Raw genomic sequence first — 22,466 nt, 5'->3', positions numbered from 1 at the left:
ATTTTTTCCCATATTTTCCCAAATCGAGTCATTTTTCACGACTCAGATACGGGCCTGACAGGCTCTATTAATGCATAGTGCCTACTTTACGTTAAACAGCTCAGCAGTATCACAGTGCCAACAGCTCTCACCAATCGGGCTTCCAGGTGGCACAGATGGACCAGACGGCGGCGTGAGCGCAGGCGTATTTGCACGCGCAAGCGCATTATCAATGCGTTTCTGGATCGCATCACCAAAGCTCAGGCGTTTGAAAACCAAATCTGACTTCATATCGCGGAGCGTGTTAAAGGCAACATCACGAACCGGCAATGTCCCAGCCGGGTCGTCCATCAAACTAATCAAACGCTCGGCGAAACGTTCGTAGACAACGCTTTGGATAAGCTTATGCGCTTCGTTCTTTGTTTTATTGCGATCCTTGAACACGCCAAGCATACGGTCCAGAACACCCTGAAGTCCCGGATGGCCTTTTTGCTGCACCCCTTGCTCTAACAAGCGCGCAGCACGGCGTGGATCAAGAATAGCAGCAAGCGTCATATCGCTTGCGACACGTACCGCATTAACCGCGTCGAACTGCGGGCCCGCACGCCCTCTGAACACTTCGCGGTTAAACTGAGGATCGCCATTTGCAAAACCAAGCGGCGACAATACCCTGATTGTCTCGTCACGAATTTCGAGCGCTTCCGGCGCGATTGCCGACAGAAGAACATCAAGTGCCTCCAGCTGCTTTTCAACGGCAACATATTGCGGGTCAGCGCGGCCATCACCTTGATGACGATACTCAAAATCTACACCACCCAGCGATTTGACAGCAGCAGCCAACTGGTAGCGATGATAGAGATAGAGCGGAACAAATTTGGTTTGCAGCGCCTGATAGCTCTCACCCGCACGCAGGTTTGCAGCACCAAACTTTTCCAAGGCAACACGGCGCACTTCAAGAACGTTACGCAAGCTAGCGATCGGGTCAGTACCATTATCCCAAACAGCCCCTTTAGGGTGCCCTGACCCTACGGAACGAGAATCCGGATCGGAAACAAACAGCAAGCCCTTTTCGTCAGCTTCGCGGATCAGTTTAGCCTGATACTCGGCTTCGTCACCTTCATAATCGCCGTAAAGAAAATTGGTTACCCAGTCATCCCATGCACCAACGCCGACACCGTAAACATCGGAGAAATCAAGCGAACCATCGCGGCCTGCAATCACATGCGGTGCTGGATAATCCATCACACTGGCGCGGTCGCCGTATGTGCTGGCCGCCATATTATGTGAAAATCCAAGCGCATGACCAATTTCGTGCGCTGAAAGCTGCCTGATGCGTGCAAGCGCCATCTGGACCGGATCATCGGCGCCGCCCGATCCGGTTTTCGCTGCACCTGCAAGCGCTTCAAATATCTTGATATCCTGGCGCACCCTCAATGAGCCCAAAAGCACAACACCGCGGAGAGTTTCACCCGTGCGTGGATCATGAAGTGCAGCACCGTAAGACCAACCGCGTGTGGCGCGGTGCACCCAGTTCACAACATTATACCGTGCATCCAAGGGATGAACACCTTCAGGCAACACTTCGACACGGTATCCACCGGGAAAGCCTGCTTTTTCAAAGGCCGTCGCCCACCAGTTACCGCCCTCTACAAGCGCGCTCCTGATTGGCTCGGGCGCACCATTATCTACATAGAAAACAATAGGCTTAATAACCTTGCCGTTTTGATCTTTTTGCAACCGGAAGCGCCTTGCAAAACTGACAACCGTATTCCCGTCAAGCGGCGCTGACATATCAACAAACGGCGTATTGATAACACCCGCGCGGTCATCATTCATTCTGATTTCATAGCCGTCTTCTGGCAGCTTCATCAATGTTGTATGAGCAATCAATGTCACGCTATTTGGAACAGGTGTTGTTGTACGAACTTCACCGCCCGGATTACGACCTGAAAAAGTCAGATATGCATCAACTTCCATATTGATCGGGAAAACATGCGTTTCCGTAGTATCTACATAAGAGCGATCAGCAGCGATGCTGAAGTTACCCTGCCCTCGCGATGCAAGCCGCGCTGAAACACCAATTGCATCCCGCATGAAAAGCTTGGTTGCGTCCACAAGCAATTTACCATCGTCGCTGGTTTCCATGATAGGTGCAGACCAGACAATCGACTGAGCAAAGCTGGTTTCAACTGCACGCTTTTCACTTGGATTATCAGCACTAGCCCGGAAGGCTGTGTTTTCAAAGAAGGCCATAACCTTATCGCCAACACGTTTGAAAACAATGATTTCGCTACCGCCTGGAACGCTTCGATCAAGACCAACAGGGTTAGAGCCCAAACCACCGGTTAAATAGCCGGCGTATATATAGCGCCCAGCAACACCATTTTCATTCGGCGCATCCAAATTCAAAAGGATACGGGACTTTGAAGTATCTACGTAGGTTTCAATAAGGCCACTGCGTTTATCCAGACCCTTTACAGCTTCTGCAAAATCCGCATTAGCTACCGCCGACAACAGTAATCCTGCCGTTGCGGCCATCCCCATTAAAAAATTCCCGATCTTCATGATCATTTATCCCCTCGTTAGCACCTAAAATGATGACTTAGCGCTCGCTTATTTCCGCGATATAATGCGTTGTCGATATCCCTTCAGTGCGCGGTAAATATACAACTTCACAGATATCATTAAATTCATCAAACTTACCAGCCCAGTCATCCCCCATCACAAGAATGTCAGCTTTGGCATCTTTGATATATTGGCCTTTTTCCTCGAGCGAATGTTCGACAAAAACTTCGTCCACACATCTGATACTCTCGATGATTTCAACCCTGTCAGCCGTTGAATAAACCGGCGCCCGACCCTTTTTTGAAATATTCAACTCATCGCTGGAAACGCCGACGATCAAATAATCGCCAAGCTTGGCCGCCCGTTCCAAGATTCTGATGTGACCAACATGAAGCAGGTCGTAAGTACCAAAAGTAATTATACGTTTCATTTTAACTCTCACTAGAATGATCTAGATATCAGTATTTTTCATGATCATATTATAAATGCGTCATTCAGGATCAATTTGCGAAGATTGAAATTGAACCTATGGCCTGAAGCCTCTATAAAATTTGTAACGTGTTTATCGGTTTATATAAGCTTTAACAATTGAAAAGCTGGACGAACCCATTATTTTTCAGATAGATCTTGTTTATGACTTTGAATGAAAATGATTTATTCATCAAGACAACAGCCTTGCTTCGCGAGCGACTTGTCGACAAAAACCTCAGAACCCAGCTTTTTCCTGATTTATTTTCAAGAATAACCGGCCAATTACGACCGGTACATATCCCAGTTACGAAGAAGTATTCACGTTTCAAATTCCAACTGAACAATACCGCCCCTGAAGTTTTGAATTTCTCATTCATCGTTTTTGCCGGTTATCATAAAAATACATCAACCAGCAGGCTATTGAATGAGCATGCAAACTGCACCCAAAGTTCCTATTCGAGTGACGCATTCTGCGACCCCCATGCTGGTATCAAAGGTGCGCGTCATTCTACCAATATTCATACAGCACCAGAAATAAAACCATGGTGGCAAGCAAGTTTTCCGAATAACTGCCTGGTTAATCAGATCTATTTCTACAACAGGCTTGACGAAGCCGGTTATCGATCAAACCGGTTACATGTGTATGGCATCACTGCATTTGGCGAGGAAGATTTAATCTACGACGCACAAAGCGATGCCAACAAACAAAGCTTTCTTGAAGAAACGCTGTTCCATTTTAAATCCGGCCTTACTTATTTTCATGACCGCGCGGATGACATGCAGAAAAGTCAGATAGAAAATTGGCTGGATGAACTGCAAACGTATTTAACGAACGACGGTGGCACACAAACGTTTGCCACGCTTCATACTAGCTATTTGCAGATGTTATTTAGCTTCATTGATGAAAGTCCTGATTTTGGCGGCACAAGACCAACTGCCTGCGATGTTACAATTCCGATAACCAATGCACGCTTTGCCCGGATAGAATTGTACGGAAAGTTTGCCTCTGACATAGGTGGCATCCAACTAGAGGCGCCAAACAGCAATGAAGCAGAGAACAACGCCCGTGAGCAAAAAACATTCTGGCTAAGTGATCGGAAGCTTAAAAACTTTAAGCCAAGTTACGAAAATAGCGAACATTATCAATATGGACTGACCACGCCCTGGCACGGGGAAACCGTTGATCTCGGCGAACTTATGCCTGTGGAACGCATTTTATTATGGAACAAAGATCGTCGTTATAATGGAACTTCGGTGTTCCATAAAATTATGCTGAGCGAAGATAATGAAAACTGGCAAACCGTGCATGATAGCGGTGACCTCTATCTAAATATGATGAAGGCCCTACGCCTAAGTGACATTATGAATGATAGATTATGGCATCCTGAATACGCTAAAATCATCGGCAAACTTTTCACTTTATACAGGCAAACAGGCCCTATCACGCAAATCAGCGGGTTGGTTAAAAAGGATGAGGATACACTCAGCGCATTTGAAAAAGGGACACTAGATGCCCTGCCTCTTATTAAACACGCCCCGCCTTTACGCCTAACGAAGCATGGCCTGCAGGTTCCGGTAAAATATCAAAACCAGAATAAAATCATGCGTGTTTTACATACCCTTATTGATAACTTCAAAGAAGCCGGTGTTGACGCATTTTTGATGTATGGAACGCTTCTCGGGGCAATCCGGGAAAAAGATTTCATCGAACATGACGATGATATTGACCTCGCCACCATTATAAACGCAACTTCCGTTGAAGATTTGTTTGATAAAGCCAATCAACTCGTCGATGTGCTGCGCGATATGGGCGTGAATTGTAACCTCGCCCGCACCAGCGCACCATTGCTTCACTGCCGAATGGAAGGCATTACAGTTGATTTATTTGTTCTGGGCAACATTGACGGTATCATTCATTGGCCCACATCATATATGAAAATGGATCAAGCCCCCTCAGATATCTTCCTGCCGCTCAAGGAAATGGAATTTAAGGATAGAGTCTTTCTTGGACCAAAAGATCCGGAGGCTGTGCTTCTTGCAAGATACGGTGAAACATGGCGTACACCCATCGCGGCCTTTGAAATGTAATTACGCACAGCAACTCAATGGGGTGACAGCACGATAAATTTTATATTTTCATGCAGCGGCAATCCTGTTTATATGAACCCGTAAATTTCATTTATTTAAGAAACGTAGCAGATATGACAAACTTGACACGACAGCTTATCGAAACTGTGGAACCTGCAAAACAGTCAAAGAAATTATTGCAATCCCTTCGTTTCTGGAGCTGGGGTCGCCTGCTAGAGCGTGCGGGTGCGAATGCGTGCTTTGTATCTGAAAATGATTTTATAGGCCTGATGAAACGGGAAATTAAAGACCTTAAGATACCTTATATTGAGCGCAGTGATGCCTTTGACGAAATTAAGGAAAAGGGGTTTGACTGCATTATCGTCCTCGTCAAGAAAGACGAAGCACGATTTGTTAGGGAGTTACGGAAACAGTTTCCGGACGCCAAGGTTTATTCCACCCTCTATGATATTATTCCGAGCAAATTATGGCACCCTTTTGAACTGCCGGCGGACATAAAAACTGATTATACAGAGACACCAATTGCTGACACATTTAAAAAGATAACGCTTGTTGTTTCCTCACCTGGAAGCGACTGCGAATATTTCCTGAAAACACTTGAAGATAATGGGTTTGGCAAGGCGCCGCATATTTTTAACAAGCCTTTTCGCCATACGATTGAATATACAGAGCATTTTCAGATCGCACGGTTTCTAAAAGCCGTTCAGACATACCATGATCAGATCACAAACGGCGGAGAGAATAGCTTTATTCATCTGCAAACCGATGTGCTCAATCAAATCTTGTTCAGAAGCCGTTTCACCTTTAAGCAATTCTATAATCACATTCTGAAGGCCGGTATCAATGTTATCTACTTTTATCGCCGCGATAAAATAGCACAGACCGCCGTGCAGGCCTTGATGGAAGACCATCACATGCGTTCCATCTGGCATATGCCACCGCACCAAAAAAATATATTTTCCAAAAACCGCAAGGTTAATAATGAAACCGCGTGGCGTACAATGCTGGAAATAATGGATACAGAGGCAAGGGTAGAATTATTCTTCAGAGACAACCCAACTGTTAAAATGGTTACGCTAGAAGAATTCCGTGACGCGCCTGAAAATGTACTCAAAGGTTTGGCACAGTTTCTCGAAACCCAGATGCCGAAAAAGATAACCATCCCATCATACAACACCCCCTATGAAGAAATCACAAACTTGCCAGAGCGCATAACCGATTTTAAACGCACAATGATTGATCGACTTGGGCTGCACGTTAACGAAACGGGTTCACTGGTTACAGAGAACGAAGCCTATCTGAAAAGAACGAATGGATCATAACAGCTAAAGTATAGGGCAGATGGCCTATAAGCCGGGTCCTGTTCCATGTTTCCATTTCAACATTTCGATGATCATTCATCTAGATTTGCTGTCGCCAGCAAACTCAAGCAACCTACCCGGACGATAGCGTGGAAACCCGCCTGCCATTAAAGGCAACCATCCCTATTGGTTTTGCTTTCGGTGGGGTTTACCCTGCCATCCCTGTTACCAGCGACGCGGTGCGCTCTTACCGCACCCTTTCATCCTTACCAGCCTATAGCTGGCGGTTTGCTTTCTGTGGCACTTTCCCTGAGGTCACCCTCGCCAGCCATTAACTGGCACCGTGTTTCCATAAAGCCCGGACTTTCCTCCCCTCTTCTCTAGAGCGGCGACCATCCAGCCATCTGCGCGCCCTTTCAAGCATCTAAAGCCATCTAGGTCAATACGATATTATTTAGCAATGATGATTATTTATCCTCGTTGTTTTTAACTAGCTTCATCACGGAGTTTGACATTAACCTCTCTTAAAATATATCCATATAACTTATAAGTGTATATTTATGCTTTTAGATAAAGGATGGGGGGCCATGAAATTATCTTTCACAGAAATAGTGTTCATAAACTTTATTATGATTTTTACCGCATTTGCTTCACCTGTAAAAAGCAATGATGTAGCGATTGAAATAAACTCAGAAATTAAAGGTACAGTCACATACAGTAAAAAAATTCTCAAAAACATTAATAGTTTAAATACTTTAGAAAATAAAAAATATAATAAAAATTATAAAAAGATATCTTATCTTAATCATGAAATATTTGATGATATAAACGACTTTGAATTTTCTATAGTTCTCAATCGCCTCATTGAAGAAAACCTAAAAGCAAGAAATATTGCTTTCGCCAATTACCACGTAGAAATCAAGAAAATCATGATAGATCATTACCCTGTTGCCTATTTTTCTAGCGGAAGTGGTTTTTCAACAGAGTTTGAATTTCCTGGAATGGCTAGAATTTCCGGTGCAAGTTACATAAAAGCAAAAGCAAAACTCTTGGACAAAAACGGAGATATTTTATTCAATCGCAAAATAAAAGTTACGCTTCGGAGCTATGATAAGAAAGACTTTGAAAAATATGGTTATGATAAAGATACAAATGAGGCCGCTAAATTATTGTGCGCTTACCTAGCAAACAAAATAGGCAAAAAAATTGCTGAAGAATATGACACTCAAATTAATAAGTAATATCTAAAATTAAGCCAATAACCAGCTTAAAGCAGTTTACAAGTTGATTGTTTAAAGATTATGCGGCAATAACATAATCATGATATAAGATACGTACCGTTTTTTTGTACGTAGTTTAAGGATTTAAAATGAAAAAGTTAATAGTAGCCCCGCTGTTTTTATCGTTAGGGGCTTGCAGCATATTTGGTGGCGGCGACGGCGACGAAATAATTTTCGATACCGCACTGGGCCCAGAAACCAAGCTTCAAATCCGTGAACTGGATGAAGGCCTTGTTGGTGATAGCGAAAATGCACAATATCTACCCGAAGAACGTAAAGGCAATAATCTGGAATCCGAGGACGGAAGCCAATAACTAATCCTTATTGCGCTAACGTAATCGAGAAAGGGGTTAGCAATGCCCAAAAAGAGCGCAATTGACAAAATATCAGAAGACAAGGCTATCAAAATTGTTGATGCCTTAAACGATGGCATAACCTGAGCACAAGTTAAGCGCGATAAATTTTCAGGAATGCCGACATGCACTCATTGACATGATGCTCAATTTCTTCATTTGAAACCTGTTCAACCAAGCCAATCGCCAATTGGAAATGCAGGTTACCTTTCAAAAGGGAAATCAGCTGCGTGGCAGCACGCTCGGTATCTTTAATCTCTAGCTCGCCGCGATCGATCCACGACTGGAGAAAATCAATCAATTTTGTCAGCATGTCTTCTGGTCCAGCGTCCCAGAATATTTTTGCGAGGTTTGAGTTTTTCGCAGCAGCGCCAGTCAGCACTCTGAACATTGCGATCGCATCTTCACTAACAAGAAGCGCACAGAAAGTTCGGCAAACAATCCTGAAATCATCTTCAAGGGTATGATCCGGCATATGCTGAAACAGGCTATCCGGGAAATATTCAGCAATTTTACCGCGGATTGCCGCACTGAAAAGCTGCTCTTTATTCGCGAAGTGGCTATAAACCGTTTGCTTTGAAACACCCGCCCTTTTGGCAACCTCATCCATACTCGTGCCGTCAAAACCGTTTTCCATGAACAGCTGGCTTGCTGCTTCCATAATAGCAAGGTTTTTGGCATCACTTCTCGGCCTACCACGAGCGGGTTTGCAAAGCGGTGATTGATCGTCACAAGTCAGAGCGTTGTCAGGCACGCAAATTTCCTTTTCCCCATTCCACCAGAATTCCCTGGTGACTTTTCTAAACTCTATCAAATGCTAGCGCATATATTCACAAAAATCCAATGAACACAAAATATCGTATCATCAGAAGATTTGATTTCAAATATGAATAGCTTGCATTCATTAATTTTTTCACTCTCTACATTTAATAGACTTGACAGTCCACAAAAAAATCCTATTTATTAGACGTAACAGTCCATAATATAAAAATCATAGGTAATATTGGGGCTGATAATATTAATAAAAAAATAACGACACTCGTATTAATAGTAATTGTACATGAATAGTTTGTTCGGTTTTATGACCGATAGCGAGACCCCAGGATGGTAAATATGAGAAAGCTCTTATCAAGGAATGGTTCAAGTGTGTTGCAGAACTCCCGGTTCCTGAAATTGGCAGGGCTCATTGCCATAATTGCATCCATAAGCGTTCCCCTGACCGTGCGCCTGACAGCTCAGTCCTCCCCTCTCTCCACGACAACGAAAGAGTTGCCAGTGCGCACGGTCAATATCCAAATGGAAAATGGGTATTTTGCTAAACGTACCTTCACAGGGCGCGCGGTTGCTGGCCGTGTTAGCCCACTCGCCTTTGAACTGAATGGCACACTCAAGCATGTGTATGTTGATTTGGGTAGTAGCGTTCAGAAAGGTGATACCCTTGCCGAGCTGGACACAGCAGTTCTTGATGCACGCCGCGGTGAATTATTAGCGGAAAAGGATGAGGTTACAGCAAACCTTGAGCTTGCAAACCGGACCTTAAAACGTGTTAGCGACACTTTCAAACAGGGTCATGCCTCAGCGCAGCGCCTTGACGAAGCAGAAGCAAACGCTATATCGCTCAAAGCTCGCCTTGCACGATTGAATGCATCCTTAAATTCGCTTGATGTTGACATTAACCGCGCGACTATAAAGGCACCCTTTTCAGGAACGATCACAGCAAGAATGCTGGATGAAGGCACGATTGCAAACGCTGGCCTTGCCGTTCTGGAACTTTCAGAAGACAGCCGTATGGAAGCACGCATTGGTATGCCACCAGAGTTTGCGCAGGCAATTAAGAACGGTGCTAAATTTTCGCTGCGCAACGGTGATAGAAAAGCTATCAGAAATGCAACAATGCGGTCGGTCGTTCCTGTGATTACAGGCACCACGCGGACAATGATGGTCTCGTTCGACCTACCGAGTGATAGCACATCACGCGGGGAATTGATCAATGCCGTCGTTGATGACTGGCAGGAAACCAGCGGCGCATGGCTTCCGCTTCGGGCGCTTTCCGCTGATGTTCGAGGCTTGTGGCGTGTCTATAAGGTCTTTGATGGCCCTGATGGCCCTAAAGTCAGGTTTGAAAATGTTCAAATTCAATATAGCGACGGCAACAGCGTTTTTGTTTCTGGAACAATTAAGGAAGGCGATATTGTAATCGCAGACGGCATCGACAAACTTGCGCCCGGTCAACGCGTGCAATCTGTTGAAACCGTATCACCGCGCGGATAGGAGCCACCATCATGAAAGGTTCGCTATATAATCACCCACGCGCGGTTTGGCTTTTACTTCTCTTGATCATCATTGCTGGCTTCAACGCCTTTACCACAATGCCGCGCCTTGAAGACCCGCACATGGAGAGCCGTGTCGTTCAGGTAAAAACTTTTTACCCCGGTGCATCAGCAGAGCGCGTGGAAGCAGAAATCACAGAAAAACTGGAACGCAAAGTTCGCGAAATCCCAGAAGTCAAAGAGGTTAACAGCACATCATCCGCTGGCATTTCCGTGGTAACGATTGAGCTTGAGGACCGGGTCAATAACGCAAAACCAATCACTGCGCGCTTACGTGATAAGATTTCCGAGGTCACGGACCTTCCGGCTGGCACGTCTGCCCCTGACCTTTCGGACACACAAATCTATGCTCACTCCGCAATTATCGCCCTAACATGGGAAAGCGATAGCCCGATTAATTATGCTATCCTTGGCCGCCATGCCTCTGAACTCGAAAGTAAAATGCGGAACCTCAGCGGCACTGACTTTGTTGACGTACTCGGCTTGCCAAACGAGGAAATCCGCATATCAGTCGATGACCGCGAGCTGGCGTCTAGCGGCCTCACTATGGCGGATGTCGCCGCCCGCATCAGAGGTTCTGACGCTCGTGGGTCTGCGGGGGTTGTAACTGGTGCCAATAACCGCCTTGTCGTAGAAGTGTCCGGCGCGCTCGATAGCCTTGCTCGTATCAGACGTATTCCCCTTGGTCTTGACCCTGAAGGGGCCAGCCTAAGGCTTGGCGACGTTGCCAAGGTTGAACGTTCGTTTGAAAACCCACCAAGCAACCTTGCCTATGTGAACGGTACATACGGTGTGATTGTCGCCGCGAGGATGTTTGAAAATTCACGTATTGATGCATGGTCAGAGGATGTTGGCGAACTTCTAGAAGCAACACGGGAAACCCTTCCAGCATCGATTAAATTGGAACGTATCTTTGACCAGCGTCTTTATGCGGACGAGCGGTTAAATAACCTGATGTCCAACCTGGCTGTTGGTGCCCTTGTGGTTTTGGTTGTGCTTTTTGTCTCACTGGGCTGGCGCGCGTCAATTGTATCAGCGTCTATCCTGCCCCTCACGCTTTTAGCCGCGCTTGCAATCACCAACCTGTTTGGCATGCGGATCGAACAAGTGTTGGTTACTGGTTTGATTGTTGCCCTTGGCATCATGGTGGATAATGCCATTGTGATCACAGATGAAATCCAGCAGCTTCGCCTAAAAGGCATAGGGCGCTCAAAGTCTGTTGCGATGACAGTTCAAAAACTTTGGCTTCCCCTTCTTGGAAGTACACTAACCACGATTATCGCCTTTATGCCGCTTATTCTGATGCCGGGTAATGCTGGTGACTTTTTGATCGGTGTGCCGGCGGCGGTGATCGCATCCCTTGTTGCGTCCTATGTTATCGCCTTCACCATCATTTCCGCAGTCGCGGGCCGTGTGGTGGAAGGTCGCAAGCCAGAAACTGCGGCAACGGCTAACACAGCCGAAGAGCGCGTATGGTGGCGTGATGGCATTCAGGGGGGATACCTCGCAAAATGGTTTGAAGCCTCGCTTCAATGGTCCGTAAGGCGCCCCTTGAGGTCGATCGTAGTTGCCATGGGCATTCCGTTGATGGGGTTTGCCCTTGCAGGGCAATTGACCGAACAGTTTTTCCCTGTAAGCGACAGAAATCAGTTCCGTATTCAGGTTTCAATGCCCGCACAGGCGTCTATTGAGGAAACGCGCGGCGCTGTTGAGCGGATACATGCAACACTCGATAACTATCCGGTTATTGAAAGCGCCCATTGGTTCATGGGAACACGGCCAGCCAAATTTTATTATAGCATGATTGCTAGCAATGACCGCGTTGTCAGCGCTGCTGAGGCAATTGTTACGGTTGGCCACTTTAATGATATTCCAGATCTTATTCCGCAGCTTCAGAATGACATTTCGCTTTTGGTGCCAGAGGCGACAATCATCGTCCGCGAATTTGGAAGCGGCCCCCCTATCCAAGCGCCACTTGAAGTTCGTGTTCTCGGTCCCGACCTCGCGGTATTACAGGAATTGGGCGATGAAATCAGAAGCATTATCGCAACGATCCCAGACGTTACCAATACAAGAACATCCCTGAAACCGGGGCGTCCGCAGATCACTGTGAATGCACGCGAGGATGATGTATCCACAACAGGTTTAACACTAAGCGATGTGGAAAGCCAACTACAGGCCTTAACAAACGGTATTACAACCTCATTCCTAATAGAAGAAACGCAGCAGGTTCCTATTAAATTGATCGCAGAACGCGCGCGCCGCCGCGATATTTCTTCGATCGCAGATATGAACCTGATCGGCGTTAATCAGGAGCTTGAGCAAGATCAATCGTTCGCTGATATTCCTGTATCGGCGGTCGCTGATGTTGAACTTGGCACTAAGGTCGGCTCAATTTCGCACTATAATAACGAGCGCATGAACAAGGTTCAGGCTTATCTTGAATTTGGTGTTCTGCCGGAAGTTGGCTTCAAAGCCCTTCAGGAACGCATCGCAGAACGAAACTTTACCGTGCCCCCCGGGTATAAAATTCAGTTTGGCGGCGAAAGTGAAAAACGCAACGAAGCCGTTGGGAAGCTGTTCGGCACTGCTGGTATGTTGGTTATTATGATGATCCTCGCTATCGTATTGACCTTCAACAGTTTCCGGATGGCACTTGTCACTTTCGCTGCCGCCGTTCAGGCAGGTGGACTAGGGCTGTTCTCCCTTTGGTTCTTCAATTACCCGCTTAGCTTTGTTGTGATCTTCGGCCTTATGGGGCTGGTGGGCCTCGCGATCAATGCAGCTATCGTTATATTATCTGAGCTTCGAGGTATTGATGCCGCGCGTGCGGGCGACCCGGACGCAGTTGTTCACGGCGTTATGAAAACAGGCCGTCATATCTTCTCAACGACACTGACAACTGTAGGTGGGTTTATGCCGCTTATCCTGGCGGGCGGCGCTTTCTGGCCACCGTTTGCAGTTGCGATTGCCGGCGGTGCTTTCCTATCGATGATTGTTAGTTTCTATTTTGCCCCGGCTGCATTCCTGTGGCTAACGCGCAAACGTCCGGTTTCAGCACCACGAGGTAGCGGTGCCGACAGGCCGAAGCCCGCGAAAACGTCAAAGCCCTTTGAGCAGCAAGCAGTATAGATTTATTCGATAATTGATGCCAAAAGCGCGAGCCCAAGTGCCTGATTATCATCATCTTCAAGCGCCCTAATAACTGGCAGTGACAGGTCAACCGATTTACTAGAAACGGCGCCTTCAAGCAGCATGACCCTGGCAATATCGCGCTCGTAAACGCCTTCAATTTCGCTAATTTCGTCAAGTATTGACGCATACGCCAAAGCAAGCGGGCCGCCCGCAGCGTTATCATTTACCAAACCAGACAAATAGGACACTCTTTGCTCGGGCGTCGGAAAAACAGGCACCCTGTTTAGGGCAACATCCATCAAACCAAGCTTGGCTTCAACAGCGCCTATTGCTTTTGAAAAGTCTGTAACATCGCCGCCGCGAAGCCGAGATCCGTGCAGTTTCGCAAATTCGTAAGAAGCCTGAATAAATTCATCACTTACTCCCGCTTTTACCATTGCCTCAAGGCGCTGCACCGCCGCGCGACCACGCTGACTAAGTCCGGTAATTGCGGAGAAAATATCCTGTGCTTCCAACATTAAGGCATCGCGGCGCTCTGTATTGCCCATTTTCCCGGCAATGATCGCAAGGTAAACAATACCACGGTATTTTGTTTCCGCCTTATCCAGCAGACGAATTTCCTGTTCTAACGACGCCACTTCACCCAAAGAGAGTTGATCAGCAGGCGCAAACACATAAGATTCTGCATCTTCCCAGAACGCTCTTACCCTATTCTTCATCTGACTGGTTGCCCGCTTAACGTCGGCAAGGCTGCCAAGTTTGACAGTCTCTTTGGCAATTGCAGCAAGCGTTTTATCACGTACAGAATCAATCTGAAGTTCTGCACTTAATTTTAACGCTTCATCCAAATCTCCGGCCTTTGCCAGCAAGGGGGCAATTTCTTTGATTTTTTCCTGCGTGATCAAGGTGAGGCGGACACTGCGGGCCTCCTCAAGGGCTAACTTAAGCGTTTGGATTGCCCGGTCGTTATCACCCAGCGCGATCAAGGACCGAGCAACGCCAACCAAAACCTTGGCCCGCTCGAGCCCTAACTCTTCAGCAATAACGGTTTGCATTGCAGATGAAATCGCACAATCCCGCGACAATGCTTCCAGGCAGGCTGTTGTATATTCATTGGGCTTATGACTAGATGCGACACCATTTTGCCCGCCATTCTGCCCCGTATTTTGGCCCGTATTTTTAGCGCTGAGGGCGGTTGTTGCCAACAAGCTTGTGCCTGCGATCGCTGTCAAAATTATTTTTCTCATTTTTCTTATCCTGCCAAATTAGAAAAGATCGCCAATATAAAAATGAGGCGTAACCTTCCCTGCAATTTCATCTTCAAAACTGACTATATTGATATATTATATCATTAACTATACGGTCTGTACCAGCATCATATTCACCAGTCACATGTTTTTGACGCCATCGCCGCTGAAATGCACGAACACACGCCGTTGTAAGCTTGTCATAAACACCGGAAATCTCTATTCCATATCCAATTGACCTCAGCTTTTCCTGCAACACGATAATCATTTCCCGCTGGCTGACTGCGGCGCTATCGTCAAGTAACGCTTGCTGGCTATTCCCGTTCACCTCCGACCAAATGCCGAAACCTTCACTTGCAAGCTGTTGCCAAGGAAATTTCTCACCGGGATCTTCTTTACGGTCGGGGGCGATATCGCTGTGCCCCACATACATATGCTTTTTTATCCCGTAACGCTGCTTAAGCGTTTGCAGCAATTCAAGCAAACACGCAATCTGTGTCTCGGGAAAGGAACGATAGCCAAATTCGTGGCCAGGGTTCACCAATTCAATGCCGATGGAATAATGATTTAAATTATCACGCCCCTGCCAATGGGAAATTCCTGCGTGCCACGCACGTTTATCCGGTTCAACTAACTGATAAGTTTCCCCGCTTTCTTCGATCAGATAATGCGCGGAAACTTCTGCCTTTGGGTCACATAGTCGCTCCAATGCGCCCTGCCCTGTTTCCATTCCGGTATAATGCAGCACAACCATATCAGGCTGACAGTTGCCGGGGCGATCATTATAATTTGGCGATGGGTAAGGCCGTATTGTCATGATTTTTCTTCAACGTACCTGATGCGATGTTTCGTTATTGAGGCCCTCTGCATCCAATTCTTCTTCAACGCGTGCCTTGTTCCTTAGTGTTACGATTAAAACACCCAATAGCGTCATGGCGCCGCCAACGATAACCCGCCACGTAAGCGCCTCACCAAGGAAGACTATACCCCCTAATATGGCGAAAAAGGGAGTCATCAGCAAATAAGGTGCAACAACCGACACTTCATATTTACGAAGAAGATAATTAACGCCCCCATGCCCAATAATCGATGAGCCAATAGCACTATAGAGCACACCGCCCCAAGCGCTCAGGCTAGCGGCTTGGATAACCCTGATGTGATCACTTTCCCAAAGTAATGATAGAATAAGCGAACCGATAATACCGCCAACAGCGATCCATGCCTGTGTTGTCGTGGCCCGAACGTCCTTAAGGCGTCGCATGAGAACCGTTGACACACCGTATATAAAGCTCGAAAAAACAATCCAAAGCACAGCATCAATATAGCCAAAAACTTTGGGATCAAACCCAAGGATAATAACCCCCGCGAAACTTAGAACGATAGCCGCCGCCCGCTTCCACCCAACGCTTTCCCCCAGCATCAAAACAGACATCAGGGTTGCAAATGGCACACTAAGCTGACCAACAATCGCGATTGTGCTGACTTCCTCTGTTTTGCTCATGCCAATAAAGATCGCGCCGAAATGAACAACACCCATGACAAAGGCAATCGTCATCATATCCTTCATTCTGCCGGGAATGATTTTCAAAAACGGCAGCAAAAATACGACAACGCTTACGAAACGAATAGTATTTGCAAGCAACGGCGGGAACCCATCAACCGCGAACAAAACCGCGATAAAATTAAGCCCCCATGCGATATTAACAATAATCACCAATATAATATCGCGCAGCGCCATGATTTTATTCTTTCAAGAATGATTAAGCAAAAGACGGTGAAGTGAACAATGCGGAGCCAACACGCAAAACATGAAACTCCTTATCTCAGGATTTTGACCTTTCCGCCATAATTTTATCATAGGCCGTGTTAATCTCTGCCGCACGGCGTGTTGCAACGGCGATAAAATCGCTTGGAACACCCTCTGCGATCATGCGGTCCGGGTGTGTTTCACGAACAAGTTGACGGTATCGCTTTTTCAAGTCTTCGTCACTAATATCAGCGGAAACACCCAATATCGTATAAGGGCTATCCGGATCGGGCCCAACATGACGATCAAGGAGCGAGCGAATTTCGATCCCCGTGAGGCCAAAAATGCCGGCGACTACCTCTATATATTCCAACTCTTTCGGGTGCACATGCCCATCAGCTTTAGCAATATAAAACAAAGAGTCCAGCAGGTCAGTAAGCACGCCTTTATTGCCGCGCATGGTTTTTTCCACCTGACGGGCATAGGCTTCAAACCCTGCTGTATGCTGGCGCGCCATATCAAACACACGGCCAACATTCTTCATTTCCTCAGCCGGCACTCGGAAAATGGCTTTAAAGGCATCAACCTCATCGCGGGTCACACGGCCATCCGCCTTCGCCATTTTAGCAGCCAGCGCAATAACCCCGATGGTAAAGGTAATGTTACGGGTCCCTGTAGAATCGTCCTCTACAGTTTTCTCGATCCCAGCATCCACCGCAGCCCCAAGCGTAAGCCCGAGCAAAGCCCCCAAAGGGCCTCCAAGTGCAATTCCGGCTGTTGTGCCAATTATTTTACCCCAAACAGACATAATGGCTTGATAGCACAGTCTTTTTTTCGATCACAGCCTATTTTTTACAAACATCATCACATTCAACAAAGTTTCATAAATCCGTCAAACGGGGGTTGGACTAAGATTAAAAAGCCTATATAGCTATGCGTTCGCACTAACTCCAGTAAGCTTGATGGGTGGTTTAAGGCGATTACGTATAACCCGATGACATGATAAAATAAGGGATGTCGGATAAATGGTTGATGTAGCGATCACAGGTACGGGTATCTTTGTACCTGAAAACAAAATCACTAACGAAGAGCTTGTTGAAGCCTTCAATGCTCATGTAGATCAATTTAACGAAGAACATAAAGCCGATATTGATGCGGGCCGTATTACTGCAAAACAATATTCAAGCGCTGCCTTCGTTGAAAAAGCGTCAGGGATTAAATCCAGAAATCTTGTCGATGTTGACGGCGTAATGGACCTTAATCGCATGATGTCAAAAATGCCCGAGGGCGGACATGGCACAACTGAAGATCCATGCCTACAGGCCCATATGGGTATTGAAGCGGCTAAGGCTGCACTTTCGCAGGCAGGATTGGACGCCGGCGAAATTGATCAGATTGTGTGCTCAAGCGCCGTAATGCAGCGCGCCTTCCCCGCAATTGGCATTGAAATTCAACACCATCTTGGCACCAAGGGTTCTGCATTTGACATGGTCATGGGGTGCTCGTCAGCGACATACGGCATCATTAATGCAGTGAACGCGATCAAGAGCGGGATCGCGAACCGTGTTCTGATGATCAATCCGGAAATTTTCTCTACAATGGTGAATTACCGTGACCGCGACAGTCACTTTATTTTCGGTGATGTGGCAACTGCCGTCGTCCTTGAGCGTGCTGACCTTGTAAAAGAAGGCCGTGAGAGCTGGTTGATTTTGGATACTATGGCGGAAACCCAATATTCTAATAATATTCGCTCCAATTATGGCCCGATGACACGCCTTGATGATGATAGCATGCTGCGAGATGATATGTTCTTCGTTCAGGAAGGGCGTAAAGTGTTCAAAGAACTTTTGCCGCTTGTAACCGATTTTATCACACGTCAATTAAAAGGCATGAATTTCACCGTCGAAAACCTTTCGCGTATGTGGTTGCATCAGGCGAACATCAATATGAATATGTATGCCGCTAAGAAACTATTAGGCCGGGAACCTGAAGCACACGAAGCGCCGACAGTTTTAGATACGTTTGGAAACACAGCGGGTGCTGGTTCCATTCTTTCCTTCCACAAAAATCGTGACGACCTTAAAAGCGGCGACCGCGGGATCATCTGCTCGTTTGGTGCGGGCTATTCCATCGGTAGTCTGATTGTGGAAAAACAATAGATCGACTTTAAAACAACTGAACACTTTGTTGTATTTCATGAAAGCTCGCAGAATATTTCTGCGGGCTTTTTCATTTATCCTATTCAAGTCAGCAACCTAGCATACACTTAAAAGTATCAAAATAATTGCATAGACATTTAATCCTTGACTATCTACTACATGTGTAGCAATCTCTACTACACATGTAGCGATTGGGAGTGTTCTATGTCCAAAAACATCAAGCTTAGTGATCAGCAGTATCAGATCGTTCGCGCCCTATGGGAACTCGGCGAAGGGTCTGCAAAAGATGTGCAACACCATATCAAAGAGCTCAATCTGGCGCATACAACCGTTGGAACCATTTTAACAAGGCTGGAGAAAAAGGGAGTACTTGTATCCGAGCCGCGTGGGCGACAACGTATTTTCAAAGCTATTGTAAGCGAAGAAGATATTCAGCAAAACATGGTTTCTTCGCTTGTTTCCACCCTATTTAAGGGAAATGCTTCAAGTCTTTTGGCACACCTCGTTCGTGAGAATGAATTCAGCGACGACGATCTGGAGGAAATCCGCTCTCTTCTTGATAACAATAAAAATCAAGGGGAATAAAAATGCTGGATACAATCAATATAGACATAGTCACAAATACGGCCTTTCTTGCAATCTTTTTTAAATTCCTACTGACCAGTACAATTGTTTTTAGTTGTGTATGGGTCGCGGAAAAAACAAAAATTCTAAAGTCAACGGCTCTAAGAAAGCTGGCCTGGAAAACGGCATACATGGCATGCTTCATCGCCACTCTGCCAATTTCATTCACTTCAGAATCAGCGATCGAAATTAAGAAAGAAGCAGCCGAACCAGTTTTTCAAGCCCTCAAAACTACCAGTTTCATTCCGTCATTAAACAAACCAACTGAACCCCACCCGGTTCAATCTGCTTTCGACAGTGAAAGCTTGATTGGGGGAGCGAGGCAGGATATCGAATTACCCAACACGCCTGCCTCGCTTACTATTCCATCTGCACCCTATTCCTCGCCAAGATATAGTTATGCTGATTTCATCACGGCCCTTTGGATGTTCATCACTGGCGGCGGAATACTGTATTTCCTGATAAGCTATATCCAAAGCCATAGAGCGCTCGGCGAACGTAAGCAGGTGCCGCCAAGCCACATTGCAAATGATATTGTCAACAACATGATGGCGAAAACAGGCCTGACAAGCCATATTCGCCTGACATACTCACACGATATACAGAGCCCTGTTTGCGTATCAAACCACGAAATTTGCCTGCCTATTTGGGCGATTGAGGACGAATTACCAACCGTTCAGCTTGAAAGCTTATTGGCGCATGAGCTTGGCCATATCGCAAATAACGACCCTATAATGCTGCTGACGACTATGTTTGTGAACAAACTATGTTTCTTCCAGCCCCTCTTTCTATTGGCGAGAAATCGATTGGTAGAACTTGCCGAATTTGATGCTGATCAATGGGCAATTGCACATACCAATGAACCAACAAACCTTGCTGAAACACTCTATGTTTGTGCACAAAATATATCCAGCACGCGCGAACGTAATCTGCACGCCATGATGGCCAGCAATAACTCTTTGCTACCCAATAGGATTAAAACCCTGCTGAAGGCAAAACGCCAAAGATTAGATCAGGTAGAGGTCATGAAATCTATGTCGACCGCTGGCGTCATACTGGTAATCGCACTAACGGTTCCCAATATCACCTTTGTTGCAGACGCTTCGGACACGATTATTGAAAAGGTTCAAACCCAATTTGAAACTGATAACAATCAGAATTTTGCAAACACTTCAACACAGCCCACACCGCCAGAAAGCGAGGAAAATGACTGGCATGTTGAGCGAAGCATTTATCAGGCAGAAAATACGGTTCCAACAGCTGACTTGAGTTTTGATATCAAAGACGGGTTGGTAAAACAAATATCCGCGGAACATTTTCCGCTTTCGCCGTCCACGCCCGACACGTCAATCACACCGACCTTCGAGCAATATTCAATAGCAACCGCCTCTGATGGGGTGGAAAACGAAAACCTTAGCACTATCAATTACAACATCACCTTCAGTAGCCGTCTAAGAAGATACCTAAGAAGCATAGCGAAACAAGAAGCACGACTTGACGCCAGACCCATGCAAAAAAGGAAACTTGAAGCCAATCCATACTATGACTTCCCCATATTTGAGGGCGTTACAGACTTCGACATAACGGAAATTATCCCCAGGCTAATCGAACATCACCTGAGGGACGGTGGTATTGACGATGTTTCATATAATTTGCACATCAAGGGAATCAATGTCCCGGGTTATGGCATTGCAGTAATCAACAATTTGTCTTCATGTTCATCAGATTGTTTTGATAATGGATTTTTATCAATAACATTGTCAGCACGTTTAGAAGTTTTAGGCAATGAAGAGCAGGTCCTCTCAAAGAAAAAAATAAATATCAACCTTGCACAAGAATTAAAGAATCTTAATTCAGAACCAGGCGATTATATTGATGTCTTAGGCATGAAAAGCCTGATCACTGTTTTCAGTTACCGTGCAGCGGAAGCGATACAGGAAGCGCTGAAGAACGAAAATGCGCACCCTCGATATTCATTGAACAAACAAACAAATCATAAAGAATACTATGAGGCAGTGAAGCATGAAGCATATGGCTCTAATATAAAGTTCTCAAATGCCTTAAAACCCTATATCCCAGTCATCAATCAGACTGAAACAGTGAATGGCGGAAACTTCCTTTCTCACTCTCTCTTCGCTGGCAAAAGCCGCTTTGAAATTGATGAAGTATTGGAAACGCTTATAAGGCATGGACTTAGGCAGCGCAGGGTTTATGATTTTGAATATTCACTCAAAATCAATGCTATCAGACTGCACGGTTACCCCTCAATCCAAGCGGATATCATAACTCAGCAAACAAACATTTCAGCGGAGAATCGTGAACCAAAGCAAATAACTGCAACCTTGGAAATAACTTCACCCAATGGCAGTATCATTGATACTGTTGAGCTTGAAACCGACCCAGATGACTTTAGAATAAACCAATACCATAAATACGGCTATATAGGTTTTCGGGATGATACGGGATTAAAATCCATCCTTACAATGCTGGCAAATACTGTTGCTCACAAAATTGCTAGTACTTATCCCAACGAGACAATCACGGAAAGTCGCCCCCACAAAAACAATAACTTCCAAGCCATCAAAGTGGCATATAGCGATAAAATTGCCCGTCGAATTGGAAGCCTAAACACATTTGAGAATAAGCGTAAAAACACGTCCAAAAAGCATTCGTTTCTTCAGGACCCGATTTTTGATGACATCGAACGTTTCGAATTGGCCACAGTTATCGAACAGCTTTTAGGCCACAACCTGAAATCCAGAGGAATTGATCTTAGAGACATAGACCTCTCGCTAGAATTGGAAGAAATCAAAATCAATCAATACAGCATCGCCTTCTTTTCAGGACCATTTGACACCTTTTTTGGAACTCATGCCGAGCCTCCTCATATAAAGGGCAAGCTGAAGTTAACTAACAAGATTAGTGGGGCAATTTCAACGCATGACATTAAAGTGGATATCCAGAATTACGATAAAAGCGATTATCAAATTCATGGATATCAACGTCAAACCAAAAGCAAGGTAAAGCAACTTACCTCGATATTTTCCAATGAGGTCAGCGCATTTATCGAAAAGAACAATCATACTCAAACTATAAGAAACCCAAGAAAGACGTTATAATACCGAGAAGGTTGGCTTCGCGGTAAATAGATGGGACGCGGTCATTGTTGCACCAACTGCTACGACGC

The 22,466-nt window shown here is 45.8% G+C and carries 16 protein-coding genes and 1 other RNA gene; 9 read left to right on the top strand and 8 right to left on the bottom strand.

Annotation, left to right across the window (positions count from 1 at the left end):
- Window positions 1-81: 81 nt before the first annotated feature.
- Together KFF44_RS05750 and KFF44_RS05745 are read right to left on the bottom strand one after the other, a co-directional pair.
- Window positions 82-2,544, bottom strand: a complete 2,463-nt coding sequence (locus tag KFF44_RS05750; protein WP_255938081.1) for a zinc-dependent metalloprotease — start codon at window positions 2,542-2,544, stop codon at window positions 82-84.
- Between the two features lie 37 nt (window positions 2,545-2,581).
- Complete coding sequence (locus KFF44_RS05745; RefSeq protein ID WP_255938080.1) at window positions 2,582-2,974, bottom strand: adenylyltransferase/cytidyltransferase family protein; 393 nt, start codon at window positions 2,972-2,974, stop codon at window positions 2,582-2,584.
- A 203-nt stretch (window positions 2,975-3,177) separates the two neighbouring features.
- Between KFF44_RS05745 and KFF44_RS05740 the strand changes: the two genes are divergently transcribed.
- Both KFF44_RS05740 and KFF44_RS05735 read left to right on the top strand, forming a co-directional pair.
- Complete coding sequence (locus tag KFF44_RS05740; protein WP_255938079.1) at window positions 3,178-5,103, top strand: discoidin domain-containing protein; 1,926 nt, start codon at window positions 3,178-3,180, stop codon at window positions 5,101-5,103.
- A gap of 113 nt (window positions 5,104-5,216) precedes the next feature.
- The gene (locus KFF44_RS05735; protein WP_255938077.1) at window positions 5,217-6,425 is read left to right on the top strand and encodes a hypothetical protein; all 1,209 of its coding nucleotides are present in this window, start codon (window positions 5,217-5,219) and stop codon (window positions 6,423-6,425) included.
- An 11-nt stretch (window positions 6,426-6,436) separates the two neighbouring features.
- On the opposite strand, the gene rnpB is transcribed toward KFF44_RS05735, so the two are convergent.
- Window positions 6,437-6,812: RNase P RNA component class A (rnpB, locus tag KFF44_RS05730), an RNA gene on the bottom strand.
- 152 nt (window positions 6,813-6,964) lie between these two features.
- Between rnpB and KFF44_RS05725 the strand changes: the two genes are divergently transcribed.
- Together KFF44_RS05725 and KFF44_RS05720 are read left to right on the top strand one after the other, a co-directional pair.
- On the top strand, window positions 6,965-7,645 hold the full coding sequence (locus KFF44_RS05725; RefSeq protein WP_255938076.1) for a hypothetical protein: 681 nt from the start codon (window positions 6,965-6,967) through the stop codon (window positions 7,643-7,645).
- 128 nt (window positions 7,646-7,773) lie between these two features.
- Window positions 7,774-7,998, top strand: coding sequence for a hypothetical protein (locus KFF44_RS05720; RefSeq protein WP_255938073.1), 225 nt, complete (start codon window positions 7,774-7,776; stop codon window positions 7,996-7,998).
- Window positions 7,999-8,131: 133 nt separating this feature from the next.
- On the opposite strand, the gene KFF44_RS05715 is transcribed toward KFF44_RS05720, so the two are convergent.
- Window positions 8,132-8,791 carry a TetR/AcrR family transcriptional regulator gene (locus KFF44_RS05715; protein WP_255938070.1) on the bottom strand — a complete coding sequence of 220 codons (660 nt, stop codon included), beginning with the start codon at window positions 8,789-8,791 and terminating at the stop codon, window positions 8,132-8,134.
- A 359-nt stretch (window positions 8,792-9,150) separates the two neighbouring features.
- Here KFF44_RS05715 and KFF44_RS05710 point away from each other — a divergent pair, with 359 nt between their 5' ends.
- Window positions 9,151-10,308: an efflux RND transporter periplasmic adaptor subunit gene (locus KFF44_RS05710; RefSeq protein ID WP_255938067.1), complete on the top strand. Its 1,158-nt coding sequence runs from the start codon at window positions 9,151-9,153 to the stop codon at window positions 10,306-10,308.
- An 11-nt stretch (window positions 10,309-10,319) separates the two neighbouring features.
- A complete protein-coding gene (locus tag KFF44_RS05705; RefSeq protein WP_255938066.1) occupies window positions 10,320-13,499 on the top strand; it encodes an efflux RND transporter permease subunit in 3,180 nt (1,059 codons plus the stop codon).
- Window positions 13,500-13,501: 2 nt separating this feature from the next.
- Here the strand turns inward: KFF44_RS05705 and KFF44_RS05700 are convergent, their stop codons facing one another.
- From KFF44_RS05700 to KFF44_RS05685, 4 genes are all read right to left on the bottom strand, one after another.
- Window positions 13,502-14,749 (bottom strand): hypothetical protein, encoded by a 1,248-nt coding sequence (locus tag KFF44_RS05700; RefSeq protein ID WP_255938064.1) that lies wholly within the window; start codon window positions 14,747-14,749, stop codon window positions 13,502-13,504.
- A gap of 73 nt (window positions 14,750-14,822) precedes the next feature.
- Window positions 14,823-15,566: an N-acetylmuramoyl-L-alanine amidase gene (locus tag KFF44_RS05695; RefSeq protein WP_255938062.1), complete on the bottom strand. Its 744-nt coding sequence runs from the start codon at window positions 15,564-15,566 to the stop codon at window positions 14,823-14,825.
- A gap of 9 nt (window positions 15,567-15,575) precedes the next feature.
- A complete protein-coding gene (locus KFF44_RS05690; RefSeq protein ID WP_255938061.1) occupies window positions 15,576-16,487 on the bottom strand; it encodes a DMT family transporter in 912 nt (303 codons plus the stop codon).
- Window positions 16,488-16,572: 85 nt separating this feature from the next.
- Complete coding sequence (locus tag KFF44_RS05685) at window positions 16,573-17,304, bottom strand: molecular chaperone DjiA (protein ID WP_255938059.1); 732 nt, start codon at window positions 17,302-17,304, stop codon at window positions 16,573-16,575.
- A 217-nt stretch (window positions 17,305-17,521) separates the two neighbouring features.
- On the opposite strand from KFF44_RS05685, the gene KFF44_RS05680 reads away from it, so the two are divergent.
- The 3 genes from KFF44_RS05680 (at window position 17,522) to KFF44_RS05670 (ending at window position 22,398) form a co-directional block, all read left to right on the top strand.
- Window positions 17,522-18,655, top strand: coding sequence for a beta-ketoacyl-ACP synthase III (locus KFF44_RS05680; protein WP_255938058.1), 1,134 nt, complete (start codon window positions 17,522-17,524; stop codon window positions 18,653-18,655).
- A 204-nt stretch (window positions 18,656-18,859) separates the two neighbouring features.
- Window positions 18,860-19,240 carry a BlaI/MecI/CopY family transcriptional regulator gene (locus KFF44_RS05675; RefSeq protein ID WP_255938057.1) on the top strand — a complete coding sequence of 127 codons (381 nt, stop codon included), beginning with the start codon at window positions 18,860-18,862 and terminating at the stop codon, window positions 19,238-19,240.
- Window positions 19,241-19,242: 2 nt separating this feature from the next.
- Complete coding sequence (locus tag KFF44_RS05670) at window positions 19,243-22,398, top strand: M56 family metallopeptidase (protein ID WP_255938056.1); 3,156 nt, start codon at window positions 19,243-19,245, stop codon at window positions 22,396-22,398.
- Window positions 22,399-22,466 lie beyond the last annotated feature (68 nt).

The organism is Kordiimonas sp. SCSIO 12610 (genome assembly GCF_024398015.1).
In the GTDB taxonomy this organism is placed as follows: domain Bacteria; phylum Pseudomonadota; class Alphaproteobacteria; order Sphingomonadales; family Kordiimonadaceae; genus CANLMI01.
The sequence above is the reverse complement of the archived record's forward strand: the minus strand, read 5'-3'. Positions and strand labels throughout refer to the sequence as shown.

Excerpts from the sequence above, each read along its gene's own strand:
- KFF44_RS05695 (WP_255938062.1), bottom strand. The coding sequence starts at position 15,566 with ATGACAATACGGCCTTACCCATCGCCAAATTATAATGATCGCCCCGGC.
- KFF44_RS05750 (WP_255938081.1), bottom strand. The coding sequence starts at position 2,544 with ATGAAGATCGGGAATTTTTTAATGGGGATGGCCGCAACGGCAGGATTA.
- KFF44_RS05710 (WP_255938067.1), top strand. The coding sequence starts at position 9,151 with ATGAGAAAGCTCTTATCAAGGAATGGTTCAAGTGTGTTGCAGAACTCC.
- KFF44_RS05745 (WP_255938080.1), bottom strand. The coding sequence starts at position 2,974 with ATGAAACGTATAATTACTTTTGGTACTTACGACCTGCTTCATGTTGGT.
- KFF44_RS05720 (WP_255938073.1), top strand. The coding sequence starts at position 7,774 with ATGAAAAAGTTAATAGTAGCCCCGCTGTTTTTATCGTTAGGGGCTTGC.
- KFF44_RS05670 (WP_255938056.1), top strand. The coding sequence starts at position 19,243 with ATGCTGGATACAATCAATATAGACATAGTCACAAATACGGCCTTTCTT.
- KFF44_RS05690 (WP_255938061.1), bottom strand. The coding sequence starts at position 16,487 with ATGGCGCTGCGCGATATTATATTGGTGATTATTGTTAATATCGCATGG.
- KFF44_RS05705 (WP_255938066.1), top strand. The coding sequence starts at position 10,320 with ATGAAAGGTTCGCTATATAATCACCCACGCGCGGTTTGGCTTTTACTT.
- KFF44_RS05735 (WP_255938077.1), top strand. The coding sequence starts at position 5,217 with ATGACAAACTTGACACGACAGCTTATCGAAACTGTGGAACCTGCAAAA.
- KFF44_RS05680 (WP_255938058.1), top strand. The coding sequence starts at position 17,522 with ATGGTTGATGTAGCGATCACAGGTACGGGTATCTTTGTACCTGAAAAC.
- KFF44_RS05675 (WP_255938057.1), top strand. The coding sequence starts at position 18,860 with ATGTCCAAAAACATCAAGCTTAGTGATCAGCAGTATCAGATCGTTCGC.
- KFF44_RS05740 (WP_255938079.1), top strand. The coding sequence starts at position 3,178 with ATGACTTTGAATGAAAATGATTTATTCATCAAGACAACAGCCTTGCTT.
- KFF44_RS05685 (WP_255938059.1), bottom strand. The coding sequence starts at position 17,304 with ATGTCTGTTTGGGGTAAAATAATTGGCACAACAGCCGGAATTGCACTT.
- KFF44_RS05725 (WP_255938076.1), top strand. The coding sequence starts at position 6,965 with ATGCTTTTAGATAAAGGATGGGGGGCCATGAAATTATCTTTCACAGAA.
- KFF44_RS05700 (WP_255938064.1), bottom strand. The coding sequence starts at position 14,749 with ATGAGAAAAATAATTTTGACAGCGATCGCAGGCACAAGCTTGTTGGCA.